The organism is Streptococcus bouchesdurhonensis (assembly GCF_948472335.1).
In genome coordinates this window covers 193,530-210,603 of sequence record NZ_CAOKTW010000002.1, presented here as the reverse complement: position 1 = coordinate 210,603, position 17,074 = coordinate 193,530, and the positions used below count along the sequence as shown (strand labels likewise).

General features: G+C 41.6%; 7 protein-coding genes and 8 pseudogenes. 1 reads left to right on the top strand and 14 read right to left on the bottom strand.

Features of this window, described 5'->3' with window-relative positions:
* Positions 1-100: 100 nt before the first annotated feature.
* From ileS to pbp2b, 14 genes and pseudogenes are all read right to left on the bottom strand, one after another.
* A pseudogene (gene ileS, locus QMQ21_RS03810) lies at positions 101-2,768 on the bottom strand (isoleucine--tRNA ligase).
* A gap of 378 nt (positions 2,769-3,146) precedes the next feature.
* Positions 3,147-4,028, bottom strand: coding sequence for a DivIVA domain-containing protein (locus tag QMQ21_RS03805; RefSeq protein ID WP_001123177.1), 882 nt, complete (start codon positions 4,026-4,028; stop codon positions 3,147-3,149).
* 8 nt (positions 4,029-4,036) lie between these two features.
* Positions 4,037-4,820, bottom strand: a pseudogene (locus QMQ21_RS03800) (YlmH family RNA-binding protein).
* Positions 4,817-5,079: pseudogene (locus QMQ21_RS03795) on the bottom strand (YggT family protein). The pseudogenes QMQ21_RS03800 and QMQ21_RS03795 overlap by 4 nt, the downstream one beginning before the upstream one ends.
* Positions 5,079-5,456, bottom strand: a pseudogene (locus QMQ21_RS03790) (cell division protein SepF); the annotation flags it as partial. The pseudogenes QMQ21_RS03790 and QMQ21_RS03795, both read right to left, overlap by 1 nt.
* A 170-nt stretch (positions 5,457-5,626) precedes the next feature.
* Positions 5,627-6,297, bottom strand: a pseudogene (locus QMQ21_RS03785) (YggS family pyridoxal phosphate-dependent enzyme).
* A gap of 4 nt (positions 6,298-6,301) precedes the next feature.
* Complete coding sequence (ftsZ, locus tag QMQ21_RS03780) at positions 6,302-7,561, bottom strand: cell division protein FtsZ (RefSeq protein ID WP_023936020.1); 1,260 nt, start codon at positions 7,559-7,561, stop codon at positions 6,302-6,304.
* Positions 7,562-7,577: 16 nt separating this feature from the next.
* Positions 7,578-8,951 (bottom strand): cell division protein FtsA, encoded by a 1,374-nt coding sequence (ftsA, locus tag QMQ21_RS03775; RefSeq protein ID WP_261813930.1) that lies wholly within the window; start codon positions 8,949-8,951, stop codon positions 7,578-7,580.
* A 218-nt stretch (positions 8,952-9,169) separates the two neighbouring features.
* Positions 9,170-9,874 (bottom strand): YwaF family protein, encoded by a 705-nt coding sequence (locus QMQ21_RS03770; protein WP_001055261.1) that lies wholly within the window; start codon positions 9,872-9,874, stop codon positions 9,170-9,172.
* A gap of 90 nt (positions 9,875-9,964) precedes the next feature.
* The gene (locus tag QMQ21_RS03765) at positions 9,965-10,576 is read right to left on the bottom strand and encodes an NUDIX hydrolase N-terminal domain-containing protein (protein ID WP_000804584.1); all 612 of its coding nucleotides are present in this window, start codon (positions 10,574-10,576) and stop codon (positions 9,965-9,967) included.
* Positions 10,563-11,940: pseudogene (locus QMQ21_RS03760) on the bottom strand (UDP-N-acetylmuramoyl-tripeptide--D-alanyl-D-alanine ligase). The gene QMQ21_RS03765 and the pseudogene QMQ21_RS03760 overlap by 14 nt, the downstream one beginning before the upstream one ends.
* Positions 11,941-12,022: 82 nt before the next feature.
* Entirely contained in the window at positions 12,023-13,066 is a 1,044-nt protein-coding gene (locus QMQ21_RS03755; RefSeq protein WP_000814626.1) for a D-alanine--D-alanine ligase, read from the bottom strand.
* A gap of 175 nt (positions 13,067-13,241) precedes the next feature.
* Positions 13,242-13,837 (bottom strand): annotated as a pseudogene (recR, locus tag QMQ21_RS03750) (recombination mediator RecR).
* Positions 13,838-13,847: 10 nt separating this feature from the next.
* Positions 13,848-15,905, bottom strand: a complete 2,058-nt coding sequence (gene pbp2b / locus QMQ21_RS03745) for a penicillin-binding protein 2B (RefSeq protein WP_080674639.1) — start codon at positions 15,903-15,905, stop codon at positions 13,848-13,850.
* Positions 15,906-16,208: 303 nt separating this feature from the next.
* Here pbp2b and QMQ21_RS03740 point away from each other — a divergent pair.
* Positions 16,209-17,059 (top strand): annotated as a pseudogene (locus tag QMQ21_RS03740) (MurR/RpiR family transcriptional regulator).
* Positions 17,060-17,074 lie beyond the last annotated feature (15 nt).

The following is a 17,074-nucleotide window of genomic DNA, read 5'->3' as shown; positions in this document are numbered from 1 at the left end:
CTATTCTATTCTACACAATTTTTCACAAAAAAGCTAGTCAAAACCAAAAAGGAAAGGACTGTTTGGCAATCCTTTTCCTTCTTAGTATCATACAACAACCTTACTTCTCTTCAAATCCTTCTGCGACTGCGTCCGCAAAGTTTTCTTCTACGATGCTTGCACAGTGGTCACAGATGACTGCCTGGTAGGTGCGTTCTGCTGTTGTTGGGTCGGTGCGACGGCAACGGTCACATACTTGGCCTGCAGCGCGTTCAACAGTGAAGGCGACATCTTCAAAGCTAAGGGCAGCTTCCGGAGCTGGTCCCTCTGCGATGGTCAACTCAGACACGATCAAAAGTTGAGCTACATTGCTGTTTACTGCTTCGAGTAGAGTTTTCACCACTTCATTTGGATAAACTGTCAAGTGTGCTTCAAGTGATTTCCCGATAACTTTTGCATTACGAGCTTCTTCCAAGGCTTTTTGTGCTTGTCCACGGAAGTCCATGAAGGCTGCCCATGTATCCAAGATTTCTTCTTGGTTAGCAAAAGTTTGAACTTCTGGTAATTCTGACAATTGGACGAAGTCTTCTGCTTCAAACTCAAGGTATGACCAGATTTCTTCCGCAGTGTGAGGAAGGATTGGTGTCAAGAGTTTGGTGATTTTGACAAGAATGTCATAGAAGACAGTCTGCATTTGACGGCGTTCGAGTGATTTGGCACCTTCGATATAAACAACATCTTTGGCAAAATCAAGGTAGAAGGCTGATAAATCAACGTTGATAAAGTTCACCAAGGCCTTGTAGATTGTCAAGAATTCAAAGTCTGCATAGGCATCACGAATGGTCTTGACAAGCTGGTTAAAGCGAATAGTCATGTACTTATCAACTGAGCGAAGCTCTTCGTAAGCGACTGCATCTTGAGCTGGGTTAAAGTCAGATGTATTGGCAATCAAGAAACGAAGGGTGTTACGGATCTTGCGGTAAGTTTCAGAGACTTGGCTCAAGATATCCATAGAAATACGCACGTCGTTGCTTGAGTCCACACTTGTTACCCAGAGACGCAAGATTTCCGCACCAAATTGTTTTTCAACATCACTTGGGGCAATGGTATTTCCAAGAGATTTGGACATCTTCTCACCTTTACCATCAAGGGCAAAACCTTGTGACAAGATTTGTTTGTAAGGTGCTACGCCATGGTTGGCAACAGATGTGATGAGTGATGAGTTGAACCAACCACGGTATTGGTCAGAACCTTCTAAGTAAAGGTCTGCTGGGTAAGTCAACTCAGGACGATTTACTACCACTCCATTCCATGATGAACCTGAGTCAAACCAAACGTCCATGATATCAGTTTCTTTTTTGAACTCGCCGTTTGGTGAACCTGGATGAGTAAATCCTTCTGGCAAGAGGTCCTTAGCATCACGTTCCCACCAAATACTTGAACCATGTTCCTCAAAGAGTTGAGCCACGTGTTCAATAGTTTCAGCAGTCATAATCGCTGTACCGTCTTCAGCGTAGAAGATAGGAAGTGGAACACCCCAAGCACGTTGACGAGAGATAACCCAGTCGCCACGGTCACGAATCATATTGTAAAGACGGACTTTACCCCATTCTGAGTGGAATTTCACTTTTTCAATTTCGTCCAGGATTTCTTGACGGAATTTAGAAACTGAGGCAAACCATTGTGGAACCGCACGCCAGATGATTGGTTTCTTAGTACGCCAGTCAAATGGGTATGAGTGAGAGATTTCTTCTTGGGCAAGAAGGAGGTTACCAAGTTTTTCAATAACAGTTGGAACTACCTTTTCATAGAATTGGCCTTCAAACTCAGGACCAGCATTCTTCATCATGATACCACGTTCGTCAACAGTCACTGCGACTTCAAGACCATTAGCAATACCAACATTGTAGTCGTCCTCACCAAAACCAGGGGCTGTATGGACAATACCAGTACCAGAGTCAGTGGTAACGTGGTCACCAAGGATAACCAACTCATCTACAGCTGTATCCCATGGGTGTTCTGTTACGATGTGGTTGAGTTCTTGACCACGGTAAGTTGCCAAAACTTGAACATCAGCCCAACCAAATTTTTCAGACAAGCTAGTCAATAATTCTGCAGCAACGACAAACTTACGAGCTTCACCAGCAGGTTGAACCAAGACGTAATCAATATCCGCTCCAACAGTCAAACCACGAGAAGCTGTGATAGTAAATGGAGTTGTTGTCCAGACTACGATATAAGTCTCTGTATCTAGAACACCTTTGCCATCTTTTACCTTATTGGCATAGTAAAGGGAAGTTGAAACCAAATCATGGTATTCAATTTCCGCTTCGGCAAGGGCTGACTCAGATGACCATGACCAGTAAACTGGTTTTGCACCACGGTAGATATAGCCTTTATTAGCCATCTCACCAAATACACGGATTTGAGCTGCTTCATAATCAGGAGTCAAAGTCACATATGGATTTTCCCAGTCACCAGAAACACCCAAACGTTTAAAGTCTTCACGTTGTTTATCTACTTGAGAAAGAGCGTATTCACGGCAAAGTTTCAAGTACTCAACCAAGTCCATTTCTTTACGTTTGACACCCTTGTTTTGCCAAAACTTGCTCGATTGGCAGACCATGAGTATCCCAACCTGGGATAAATGGTGCGTAAAAACCTGACATAGATTTTGAGCGAACAATGATATCTTTTGAAATCTTGTTCATAGCGTGTCCAACGTGGATATTTCCGTTCGCGTATGGAGGGCCATCATGCAAGGTGAAATGAGGTTTTCCTTGGTTCAATTCTTGACGACGTTGGTAAAGTTTTGCATCTTCCCATTCCTTTTGCCAAACTGGCTCTTTGGTAGGAAGGCCTGCACGCATTGGGAAAGCTGTTTTCCCAAGATTAAGGGTATCTTTGAGTTTCATGGTATCTCCTTTATAAATAATCACAAATTAAAAACCACGACTGCCAAAAAGGACGAAAATCGTGGTACCACCTTTATTCGGAAAAAGATTTAGTCTTTCTCCCTCTTATCCCGTAACGTGGGGAACGTCAAATCCTACTAACTTCAGACTTGAGTTTTTGAGAGGATAATCTTATCAATAGGGATTACAGGACTCACACCATCTCCTGCTCGCTGGAAATATAAGGATAAGATATTGTTCTCAGAATATTTCTTATAAAATTGTAACGGATTCTTGCGGTGCTTCAAATCCTGGTGCTGAATCAAATGTTTCTGTAGCTGGTGTTGGAGCCGAAGGATGTACTGGAGCTACTTCTGGCTCTTCATACATTGGACCAACTGGATGAGCAGGTTCTTCTTCCATTTGAGGACCCACTACAGGAGTTGGAGCTTCCACTTCCTGTTTAGTCTGAGCTTCAAATTCAGCCAATTCTTTATTGGCTGCTTCAATACGAGCCTGTAACTCTGCCATTTCTGCTTGAGAGAACTGACGTGTCATATCAATTGGTTCTTCCTCAATTGGAGCTGGAATCGGTTCTCCAAGTACCTCGCTAACCACTTCTTTAAAGGCTTCATCACTGGTTTGAAGATAAGTAGCTGTTGGGCGAAGAATATCTTCCCAGTCTGAAGATTCAACAATAGCCAACTGACTCTCAATTGTAGATTTGAGACGTTGGTGGAAGACACGGCTCTTGTTCTTCAACTCTTCGGTTTCAACAGCAACTTTCTTAGCATTGTCTGTTGCTTGACGAAGAATCTCGTTTGCCTTATATTTAGCTTCTTCCAACAAGCGTTGCGCATCCTGCTCTGCTTGATGAATGATATTGTTTGAACGTTCATGTGCTGCTTGTTTCACTCGCTCAGCTGTGTCTTGGGCAATCAATACAGACTGGCTCAATGAATCTTTCATTTCGTCAAAGTAAGACAAACGCTCTTCTAAACTCTTAATACGCAAATCTTTATCATGATTCGCACGAACAAGATCTTCGTAATCACGAACCACAATATCTAAAAATTCATCGACTTCTTCTGGATCAAAGCCTCTGAATCGAGTTCCAAAGGTCTTGTCCTTTATTTCTAATGATGTAATTGGCATTCTATTCCTCACTTACTTAATAATAACTGGACGGTTTTTTTTCTTCTCTTTTTTCGTTTGTCCCTTATCTTGAAGTAATCTCAAGCGACCAAATTTTCTCACACTAATCAAATCTCCAACTTGAACAGTGTAATCTGATTTGTCTACCACATGATAATTTACTTGGACAAGTTTCTTTTCAATCAACTGGTTTGCTTGATTCCTAGATAGTTTCAAAACATTTGATAAAAGAACATCTAATCGAAAACTAGACACAGATAAATCCAGTTCTCGATACTGTTCTAGCTTATATATTTTCTCGGCGAAAGGACGTTCCTCCAGCGAAACAGGTATACGGCCAATTTTCTTTAATCCATCTTGAAAGAGAAGAAGAAACTGCTGATTAATCATAATCTGCGCCCGTTCTTCATCTACTAGGATATCTCCAAAAAGTTTCCGTTCAATCCCTAATTGATTGATGACTGTCCCTAAAATCTTAGCATGCGTTAAATGTTCAAATTTATTGGAATACACAATTTCCTGAAGAGATATTTCAAAATCTGAAAACTCTGGTTGGAAATAATCTGGGTATAATAAAACTCGAACATACTCACTCGAGACAAATTCCCCACTACTGCTACAAGCAAGACCATAGGTTTTGGCCAAAATCTTTAATAGTTTCTCCTGATGAGGATTGATAAAAGGAGTTAAAAAAGGAGCATAGCTATCTTCTACCTTCTTTATCCATTCCATTCCCTTGTCAAGAAAGGGACGATCTTCTATGGAGAAATGCTGATAAATCCCTTTATTCATCCTATCATCGCCAGAAAACGGACTAGGTTTTCTCCTAAAAATCGAACCAAAACAATCGCAACCCAAACAGATAAATCAAGGCCCGCTATCTGTAAAGGCAGGCGTTGCAAGGGAGCAAGCACTGGTTTTACCAACGCTACAATCCAACGACCCAAACTGGATTCGTAGGCGCCTGAAACCAAGACATGACAGCGAAGGCTACCAAAATCAGGGAGTAAATATCCACTGCATTATAAATCATACGAATTAAAAAAATCATTATCGTACTCTATTTCGTCTCATATCAAAATCAAACTCACCCTGTTGTTCTTCATCTGGCAAACGAATATCTTCTACATTCACAATAACATTCACTGGTGTCAACAGATACATGGTAGAAGCTACTTTTTTCAGACTTCCAGCTAGAACATGGCAAGCCCCATCCAGGTAATCCAAACAACGACGAGCCTGCACTTCAGTCATATATTGAAAATCAATCAAGATACTTTCGTTTCCTGCCAATAAATCAACAATTTCTGTTGCGTCTTCATATTTTCTAGGATAACGAACATCTATAATGACCTTATCAGTTGCACGCTGACTCTGATTTGCCAATTCCTGTTGTCTTGCATGAAGTCTGGTGATATTGTTCTCCTTTGTTCCAGCTGATTGTGGAGTTTGAGTGATTGGGAGAGTGGTTCCTGTGAAGAATTTACTGGAGTAAACACAGGCTCATCTCTTTTTTCATAAGGGAGACTTGAATCCTCATCCTCCGTAAAATAATCTATAAATCTATCGAATCTATCTTTTAAAGACATGGTTCTCTCCTACTTAAAAAATGCTGTACCTATACGAACAAAGGTGGAACCGAATTGAATCGCTTCTTTATAATCACGACTCATTCCCATACTTAACTCGGTCATAGGCATATTTGGAATTTGTTTTTCTTGGATTTCTCTTTGTAAATCTTGGGTCGCCTTGAAAATTTCTTTCAACTGCTCACTTCTAGCCTCAAAAGGTGCCATCGTCATTAAACCAACATATTCAATCTTATCTAGTCTGGCTAACTCTGGCAAGATATCCAGCAGTTCCTCTCTCGAAAAACCGTGCTTGCTTTCTTCTTTAGAAATATTTACTTGAAGGAAACACTTGATGACTCGGTCACTTCTTTTTTGGATTTCCTCCGCTAGCTTTACTGAATCCAAGGCTGGAAATAATCAACGTATTGAATGACATCTTTCACCTTACGTCTTTGCAAGGTACCAATCAAATGCCAAGTCACATCTCGATCTTTTAAAGCTTCATATTTTTCCAGAAACTTATCGACACGATTTTCACCGATATGATGAACACCTAGCGGAAGCAAGGCTTCCGCTGTCGGTACATCTACATACTTGGTAACTGCAATGACAGAGACTGAACCACTCTCTCGATGAGCATTCAGACTAGCCTCTGCAACTTCTCGAAAAACAAGTTCTGTATTTTCTTTTACATTCATTTACTTAACGATTTTTGAAAAATGGAGGTGTATCCAATTCATCTTCATCTTGTGATATTGGGGCTTCAAAGCGTTCAACTGGAGAAACGACTGAATCTGTTGTACGAACAATCGATTCACGGCGAAGATCCCAATCACCAAAAGCAGATGCCTGAGTTGGTTCCAAACGACGTGGATTTTGTTTTGGCAATTCAGCTGTTTCTGCCATATCAAAATGACGATCAAAGCCATGTGAATGAGCTGGTTTCACTGTCTCACGGTAGTTAGTAGTCGGTCTAGCTTGTGGAGCAACAGCCTTCTCTACGCGGTCTTGACGAACACCCGTTGCGACAACTGTTACACGAATTTCATCACGCATACTTTCATCAATTGAAGTACCGAGCCAGATGTTCACTCCTTGACCTGCTGCCTGGTTCACAATTTGTGAAGCCTCCTCAGCTTCAATCAAGGTTAAATCGAGACCACCAGTTACGTTGACAATCACATCTTCTGCTCCATCAATTGTTGTTTCAAGAAGTGGAGAGTAAATTGCCTTACGCGCCGCTTCTACCACACGTTCTTCTCCACTACCGATACCAATACCCATGAGAGCATTCCCTTTATTTGCCATAACTGTTTTCACATCGGCAAAGTCAAGGTTAATCAATCCTGGATTGGTAATCAAATCGGTAATCCCTTGAACACCTTGACGAAGAACGTTATCCGCTTCGCTAAGAGCCTCCAAGAGCGGTGTTTTCTTATCAACAATTTCAAGCAAGTTGTTGTTTGAAATAATCAATAGAGTATCTACATGCTCACGAAGTTGGTTGATTCCTTCAACGGCAAATTGTCCACGTTTGCTTCCTTCAAAACCAAAGGGACGTGTCACAACACCAACTGTAAGAGCACCTAAATCTTTGGCGATACGAGCAATAACAGGAGCAGCTCCAGTTCCAGAACCTCCTCCCATACCAGCAGTGATGAAGACCATATCTGCACCACTGATAGCTTCCGTCAGTGTTTCTTCGCTTTCTTCAGCAGCTTTACGACCAACCTCAGGTTGACCTCCTGCACCCAAACCACGAGTCAATTTAGGCCCCAACTGAATAACAGTCTCAGCTTTTGTACTACTCAATGCTTGTACATCTGTGTTTGCTGCGATAAATTCTACGCCTGTAACACCTTCGTCGACCATACGGTTGATGGCATTGCCACCACCTCCACCGACACCAATTACTTTAATCACTGCACCTTGAGCAGCAGCTGTATCAAATGAAAATGTCATAATTTATTTTTCCTCTTTATTCGTCAAACATGCTTCCGATCAAGCCACGGAAACGATCTGCTAATTTCGGTTTATTTTGTGAAGCTTGTTGGAAATCCGCCATTGGTTCTGTAGGCGCCATAAGCTCTACTTCTGGAGCAGGAGCTGGTTGAACAGGCGTTGATTGTACAAACTGAGCTGTTTTTTGCAGCATCCCACCAAAACTAATTGGCTGATGACTTAAGTCATTCTCACCTTTTATCGCTCTCTGAGCCAAAAGATTCACTTCTGTTAATTGACCCGCAAATTCTGATAAACTAATCACATGCGCAAAGGCTGGATTACGGATACCAACTTGATTTGGAACATAAAGCTTGACACGGACGCCAAAGACTTCCTGAGCAAGTTCAACCATACCTGGTAAAATGGCATTCCCACCGATTAAGACAATACCACCAGGGAGCTCCAATAGACGTCTTCTATCTAATTCTTGCTTGATTTGCTCAAGGATGTGCTTAATTCGTGCAGAAATAATTTCTGACAAGTAGGCTTCCGTCACTTCAACTGCTTCTACTTCTCCAATAACTTCTACTTGGAAGGTTTCTTTGCTTGCAAGAGGCGGATAGGCTTCCCCGTAATTCAGTTTCAAGCCTTCCGCTAATTTGCGAGAGGTTTTCAAAACCTTGGAGATATCTTTAGTTACATAATCTCCACCTTCTTGGAGAATATGTGTGAACTGAAGTTCTTGGTTACGGATTGTAGCGACAGTCGTTTGACCTGCTCCCATATCAATCACTGTAGCACCAAATTCACGTTCACCTTCGTTCAAAACTGATTGAACCATTGCTAGTGGTGAAATAATAACATTTTCAACCTGTAGTCCGACACGTTCTACTGTCTTACGTAGGTTATGTAAAATAGTGCGAGGACCTGTATAAAGCAAACCACGCATTTCAAGACGAACCCCCATCATGCCACGTGGGTCACGAATCCCTTGGAAACCATCCACAATAAATTCTTCAGGAATAAAGGTAATGACTTCACGGTCAGGTGTCATACTCTTTGTCAAAGCTGATTTGACAACATTTTCAACATCTTGATCCGTAATTTCCTTGGTATCAGATGTTACTGGAATCATCCCTTGAGTTGGTTCTACCTGCAAAAGATTACCAGGCAAGCCGACATTCACTGATTTAATCGAAATGCCTGCCTTTTCTTCTGCTTGGGAAATGGCTGACTTGATAGCAGTTGCTGCTGCATCAATATCAACAATAATTCCATCCTTTACACCTTTACTTTTGGCATTACTCACGCCAATTACATTTAATTCACCATTTCTCTGCTCGGCTACAAGCACCTTGACAGAGCTTGTTCCAATATCTAGACCTGTAAAAAAGCCTTCTCTAGCCATTACATCGCATCCTCTCTATCTTCCAAGTTTCGCACTTCGTATTATTCCATAGCTACACTTAGGCATAGCTATTCACAGAATATTATAACACAAAAAATTTAATCATGCTTGCTTTTTTCCTAAATTTCCCAGCCAATTTTTGAGTTTCTATGTTCAGAAATTCTTATTTTATAAGCTGCTTGTAAAAACTCTCTAAGACAAAAAAAGAAAGCTCTGTGTTAAGCTTTCTTTGCAATCATTTTTTCTGCTTCTTGAGCTAAAAAGAATTCTAAGATTTTCTTAGTCAAACTGATAGTAGCTACCAGCACAATTGAAACAAGTAAATAATTAGCTACTAGACCATGATCCCCAACCAATGGCGGTTTTGTCAAGAATCCGTAATCCCCACCTGTTACCAAATTGACCACAAAAATCAAGGCATTTAGGGCAAAGGTCATGAGAAAAATTCCCTTCACATCCAGCAATTTCGCACTATACTGTCTCAATAGATAAACTAGAGAGTTCCCCAAGAGTGCTAAATGACCAAAGATAAAGGATAAAATGGTGATATGTGGAAAAGGGTAAGCATCTGGCACTGGATAAACAAAGGCTGCTAATGTCCCAAATGTTCCCAATAATGCAAAGTATTGTTTATATTTGGACTGACCAGGAAGCAAGAGTACCACAAACATAGCCATACGGCAATGGTAAAAGGGTAGGCTTTCTGACAATGGCATATGATTGACCCAGTACCAACCATAAAGAAGGATCAACTGAACGGCCTGTAAAATCTGGAAAAATCGTTGGTAAACCTTCTTTTCACGATAGCGATAGGCTGTATAAAAGGTCAAGGCTAAGAGCGTAAATAGGCTAACATACCAAAAAAGGTCAAATTTAGGTGGTTCTGTTGGCTGAGTTGTAAAAAAAATATCCCATAAATTCATCTAGTCTTCCTCATAATTCAAAATTTTCCTGCATATTATTATACCATGCTATTTGTCAAAAATGGATTTAGAAATACGATAATCATCTTCTTAGTCAAGATATTGCTCCCTCTGACCTTGATAAACCTGCCAAAGAATCTCGATTTGCTCCTTGGTAATGCGTTTTTCAGATAAATTCGGCAGTTGGTCAATTGCAAAAAATTGAAGGTCAGCGATTTCTTGATTTTCTTGGAATTGTCCATCGAGAAGCTTACATTCAAAAACAAACTTTGCATATTGTTTGCTCTGTAGTTGGAAACGATTGGTATCAAAAACAGCTAGCAGTCTTTCAACTTTGGCTTTAAAACCGGTTTCTTCTTCAATTTCCTTGAGAATATTTTCAGTTGGAGAATAGCCGACTTCACCAAAGCCACCTGGCAAAGCCCAACTATCCTCTCCTTGTCCCCTAACCAGACAAATCTTCTCATCCTCAACAATCCAAGCACGGACGTCCATTAAGGGAGTCGCATAAGCGGAGGTCGGTTTCAAGAGTTCTGCCACTTCGTCTGCATCAAGGTCTGATACCTGATTCAACATTTCAGATAACAGACTTCGCAAGTCTTCGTAGCGCTCACAGTCAAAAGGATCTTTTGTAAAGGTTAAGCCAGTATCTGTAAGGGCAATCATTCTTTGCAGATACTTAACAAAATCACTTGGTTTCATTTTCTAAACTTTCTACCAACATGGCTAGGTTCATAGAGTTAGAGCCCTTGAGCAAGATTTGATCATTGGCACTGAGGCTTTCCTTGACCTGCTTGACTAGGTCTTCAAATTGGTCTTGGTCTTCTGTTTTCTTGAAATAGTAAACGTGGCCAATTGGGAACATTTGACTGGCAAGTTGGGCCAATTCAGCAATGTCTTCTCCGTAGAAAATCACGGTATCCAGCACATCTGGAGAAAGGCTCAAAATCATCTGATTATGGAGTTGAACTGACTGGTTACCCAGTTCCTTCATGTCCGCTAAAACCGCAATTTTCTTGCCCCCTTCATTGGCTGGAATGGCAGAGAAGGTCTCTAAAATCAGCTTCATAGCAGTTGGATTGGCATTGTAAACATCTGACAAGATGTCTGCTCCATTGGCTGCTTTCTTCCACTCGGTACGGTTACGCGTCAATTCAAGATTTTGGAAGGCCTGACAAATTTGTTCTTCTGAAACTCCTTCTTGTAGGGCCACATAAGCAGCAATCATAGCATTAATTAGTGGCATTGTACTTACCAGTCACTGGCAAATCAAGGGCTTGTTCCAAGAAATTAGCTTTAAAGGTCAGACTGTCCTTACGCTCAACCAAGTCTGTGATTTCCAACTCTGCTCCTTGCCCAAAACGAACCACCTTTTTATCAGTTGGCAAGTAGGCCTCTACAATGGAGTCGGCTGGGGCCAAAAGCAAGGAATTCGAAGCCATGCCATCTGCAATTTGCATTTTTCCTTGGGCAATCTCCGAACGGTCTTTGAAAAAGGCCAAATGGGCTTCTCCAACCAAGGTCACGATGGCTATCTTTGGATGAGCCAATTCAGACAAGAGATGAATATCTCCCAAGTGATCCTGTCCCATCTCCAAAACCAACTTTTCTGTTCCTTCAGGCATATGGAGAACTGTGTAAGGAAGACCAATCTCGTTATTGTAGTTTCCTTGAGTTTTGTAGGTTTTGTAGATTGTTGACAGCAAATGTGCCAACATATCCTTGGTCGTTGTCTTACCATTTGAACCCGTAATAGCAAAGACATCAACAGTCGTTTTTTCAAGATAGTAGGCAGCTAGTTTTTGAAATGCAGTCAACACGTCGTCTACTAGAATGTAGGGATGATTTGCGATTTCTTTCTCAGACAGGGTTGCTACCGCACCATTTTCAAAGGCTGTTTCGATAAAGTCATGACCATCACGCGCACCTTTGAGTGGCACAAATAAATCTCCAGTCCCAATCAATCGACTGTCAAACTCAGCCTTTTCTAACTGGGCGTTCGCAAAAAGACTAACATCATTTTTAGCTCCAACAGCTTGGGCAACTTCATGGATTGTTAATTTCATTTCTACTCCTTTAAAAAGGGTCGAAGCCCGAGAACTCTAGTCACCTGGCAGTGATGGTTCTGGCTTCTACCCTCTCTTCATTTTATAGCAAATGCGCTTCGCGCTTGTTAAAGCTTTCCTTGGCAAGGTCAACCAAACGCTCGATTAGTTCTGCGTAGCTGATTCCCATATTGTCCCAAAGTAGTGGATACATTGACCACTGGGTGAAACCTGGCATGGTATTGAGCTCGTTTAGGAAAATCTCTCCCTTATCTGTATAGAAGAAATCGCAACGAGAGAGACCGAGGCCTCCAATGGCACGGAAGGCCGTCTCTGCATTTTGACGCATGACAGCTACCACATCATCACTGATTTTGGCTGGGATGTCCATGGTAATCTTGTTATCAATATACTTGGCATCGTAGTCATAAAAGGCAACATCCTTGACTACTTCTCCTGGTAGCGTGCTTTTGACATCGTAGTTTCCCAAGAGACCAACCTCGATTTCACGGGCATTGACCCCTTGCTCTACCAAGACACGGCTGTCATATTGAAAGGCAAGTTCCAAAGCTTGACGAAGTTCTTCTTGATTTTCAGACTTAGAAATACCGACACTAGAACCCATGTTTGACGGCTTAGTGAAGACTGGATAAGTCAATTTTTCTTCCACTTCAGCGATTTTAGCAGTCACATCATCCCCTTCAACGATAGCCACATAGGGAACTTGTGCAATGCCAGCAGATTCTAACACACGCTTAGTCGTGATTTTATCCATGGCAAGACTGGATGACAAGATATTGCAACCGACATAAGGCAATTTCAAAACTTCAAGGAATCCTTGAACAGAGCCATCTTCTCCCATCGGACCATGAAGAACTGGAAAGACCACTGCCCCTTCTTCATAGATAGCACTTGGTGCAACTTTCTTATCCCAATCAATGGTTTCATTGGTCATGAGACGGTCCTCTTGACCTGGAGTCTGACTAAATTCCTGCGTTTTGATAAAGTCACCTGACTGACTGATAAAGAAAGTCTTGACTGTGAAACGGTCGTAGTTAACCGCACGCATGATACTCTCAGCTGAAAGGACAGAGACTTCACGTTCCGCACTCCTTCCACCATATAAAAGAATAATCGTTTGTTTCATATTATTTGTCCTAATTCTACTAGAATACTCGCTCTTTAGTATATCATATTTGCTTGGTTTTTTAAAACTTGAACCTGATCCTACTCATCACACTATACAAAAAGAGGCCGATAGGAACGATTTTCAGCCTCCTTGATTTTTTATAAATGAATGGAGTTCGTAAATTTGTCTACACTTACAACTCTGTTCGATTTTCAATAGCCCGTAAGAGTGTGACTTCGTCCGCATACTCGATATCTGCTCCCACAGCAAGACCTCGTGCCAAGCGCGTAACCTTGATCCCAGCTGGCTTGAGTAAGCGGGAAAGATACATGGAAGTTGCTTCCCCATCTGCTGTGGCATTGGTTGCTACGATTACTTCTGAAACCTCACTATCCATCAGACGAGTCATGAGCCCCTTGAGATTGATATCATCTGGACTGATACCATTCATAGGGGAAATGAGGCCATGCAAGACATGATAGAGCCCGTGGTATTCTTGGATATTTTCCATAGCTGCCACATCACGACTATCCTCTAGCACCAAAATCGTTGTCTGGTCACGAGTCGGATCGGTACAGATAGAGCAAGGGTCGTCGTCTGTCAAACGTCCACAAACGGAACAGTAGGTCAATTCTCTCTTAGCAGAAAGGAGATTTTTGCAAATTCATTGACATCGTCATCAGACATCCCAATCGTATAAAAGGCCAAACGCGTAGCCGTCTTAATCCCGATACCTGGTAACTTAGAATAGCTGTCAATCAGCTTGGCAATGGGTGTTGGATAAAGCATAATTTCCTTTCTAGTTCATTGGATGGTATTTTTGATACAAATTGATAATATCACGCGCAATGGAAGGTCCTACACCATTTGTTAAATTGGTATTATGAGGAAAGACCACTGCGACAGCGATTTGGGGATTATCAGATGGGGCATAGGCCACCGCATTGGTATTGGTTGCTTGCTGACCATCTGCCACATAGCTTTCGGCTGTACCTGTTTTTCCGCTAATGGATACCAAGGCACCATTTGAAAAGGCACGTCCAGTTGTCAATCCACTAGTACCATGGGCAACCTGATAAAAACCTTGGTGCAAGATGCTCATATCGGAGTCGGATATATTGACCTTATTCATCTCTGTCGGTTGCAGTTGCTGAATCAAGTCACCCAGTCCTCCCTTATCATTATTACCATAAATGCCTTCAACAATACGAGGAGCCACACGAACACCATTATTTGCAATAGTTGCTACATACTGAGCCAACTGCATCGGCGTATAGTTATCAAACTGCCCAAAGGCATTAGTAATGTAATTAGCAAAGCTATACTCTTTGGGAACAAATCCAGTAGATTCATCTGGTAGGTCAATTCCTGTCGCAGTACCCAAGCCATATTCGCCAAAGGTTGAACGCAGTTTCTCCATAGCAGACTCTAGATTGCTGGTGCCGACAAACATATTGGGTTGATAGGTTTGCCCCATAAGACCTAAGGCTGTTTGGACCATATAGGTATTTGATGAATACTCCAGAGCTTGGACCGCTGTGATAGGGAATGAACCGTAAGCCTGAGTATACCAAGAATTGATGGGAGCTGAACCTTGGAAGACAATGGACTGGTCTGTCAAGGTCTGGTTTCCTGACAAGACTCCATTTTCCCAACCTGAGCTGATGGTCGCAGCCTTGACAACCGAACCTGGGACAAAGACATTGGTTACCGTTCCCAAGGAATCAGGCGTCAACTCTCCCGTTTTCAGGTCATGTTTGAGTCCTGACATAGACAAAACAGCACCTGTTTTGGGGTTAAGGGCGACTGCATAGACACCTTCAGAATACTTGGCTCCTCCATTTCCTAGCTCGGAATTGAAATAACTTTTCAGCAGAGCATCCACGCTATCTTGGAAGGCCAAATCAATGGTCAGCTTGATATTGTTTCCCTTACTACCTTCCTCAATTGTATCCACGCTTTCCATATTACCATATTTATCCAGATGGATTTCTTTTACCGAGCGTTTTCCTTGCAAGGTCTCTTCATATTGCTTTTCCAAATAGGAGGTTCCTACACGATCATTTAGAGAATAGCCTTTTTTAAGATAGGCTTCTGCTTCTTCCGCTGGGAGACCAGCTTTTTCACTGGATACACTCCCTACTATAGAAGAAAGAGAAGTTTCCAAAACCTTTCGATCCCAAGAAGTAGAAATACTAATGCCAGGCATCTCCTTTGAAATAGAGGCAATAACAGCCACCTGAGAATCATTTAAAGGATCTGTCGCAATGGTACCTGTCGAAAAGTTTCCAACAGCATTTAACTGACTAAAAAGATAGATTTCTTTCTTTTCATCCTCTGTATAGTTTAGTTGACTCGTTTGGACACTATCGACCGCATTGTTATACAGTTCTGATTCGGATAGGCGATTGCCATCTGAATCCAAGCGTTTCTCGCTTGGGAGAGCCTCCACTGTCTGTTTATAGATTTCAGGATCAGCCAAATAGTAATCCGCCAGCTGGCGTTCTGTCAAATTTAGAGAGCTGATGCTCACATAAGTCAGTAACTTTTTAGCTGTTTCTTTTAAGTCTGTAGCCGTCATTTTATTGCTACGCGTAAAGGAAACAACCTTCTTTAGCGTATTTTCTACCAAAGGTTTCCCACTAGCATCATAAATTTCCCCACGGGCAGAACTGCTTGTGACCTTGGTCTGACTAGCTGATGCTAGCTTTTTTTCGTAAAAATCCTTGTTTAAAACCTGCATATACAACAAACGACCAATAATGGTCATAAAGAGTAAAATGATGATTGAAAACAATAAATTAAGCCGAATCGGAATCGAATGGCTGTTAAATTTTCTCATACAAATCAGTCTCATTTCTAATACTCAATGAAAATCAAAGAGCAAACTAGGAAGCTAGCTGCAGGCTGTACTTGAGTACGGCAAGGCAACGATGACGTAGTTTGAAGAGATTTTCGAAGAGTATAATTAAAATCTTACTCTTAATTGTACCACAATTTGAGTAGAAAATTATGGAAAAGTAAGAAGCTTTTTCGACTTTTTCGTTTTTAAAACAGAGATGCGTTTTTATTTATCTATCCTTATATTATGTGTTATAATGAAGTGTGACTATTCCCTGATCTAGTCTTCCAGTATGACTCATGTAAAGGAGCTTTCCCTATGGACAAACCAGATATCGCAACTATCATTGATTCACATTTTGAAGAAATGACAGACCTAGAGCAAGAAATCGCTCACTATTTTTTGCAAGCTGAAACGATTACAGATGATTTATCTTCTCAACAAGTCACCCAAAAATTACATATTTCTCAAGCTGCTTTGACCCGCTTTGCTAAAAAGTGTGGCTTTACTGGCTACCGAGAATTTATTTTCCAATACCAACATCAGGCAGAAAATCAAGCCAACCAAGTCTCCAAGCACAGTCCACTGACCAAACGAGTCCTCAGAAGTTATAGCAACATGAGGGAACAAACACAAGACTTGATTGACGAAATCCAACTAGAACGAATTGCCCAGCTAATCGAAGATGCTGAGCGTGTCTACTTCTTCGGAACAGGGAGTTCTGGCCTCGTCGCCCGTGAAAGAAATTGCGGTTCATGCGTCTGGGTGTGGTCTGCGAAGCCTTGACCGATCAAGATGGCTTTGCATGGACAACCAGCATTATGGAGGAAAATTGTCTCGTACTGGGCTTCTCACTTTCTGGTACAACACCTTCTATTTTAGATAGTCTATTAGATGCCAAGGAGATGGGGGCAAAGACTGTACTCTTTTCAAGTGTTCCCAATAAAGATAGCCAGGCCTACACAGAGACTGTTCTTGTAGCCACCCACAGCCAGCCTTCCTATATCCAACGAATATCCGCTCAACTTCCTATGCTCTTCTTTATCGATTTGATTTATGCCTACTTTTTGGAAATCAATCGCGAAAGCAAGGAAAAAATCTTTAATAGCTACTGGGAAAATAAGAAACTCAACGGCTATCGTAGACAAAAACGTGTCAGAAAATCCTAGTTTGGCTTAGCCAAA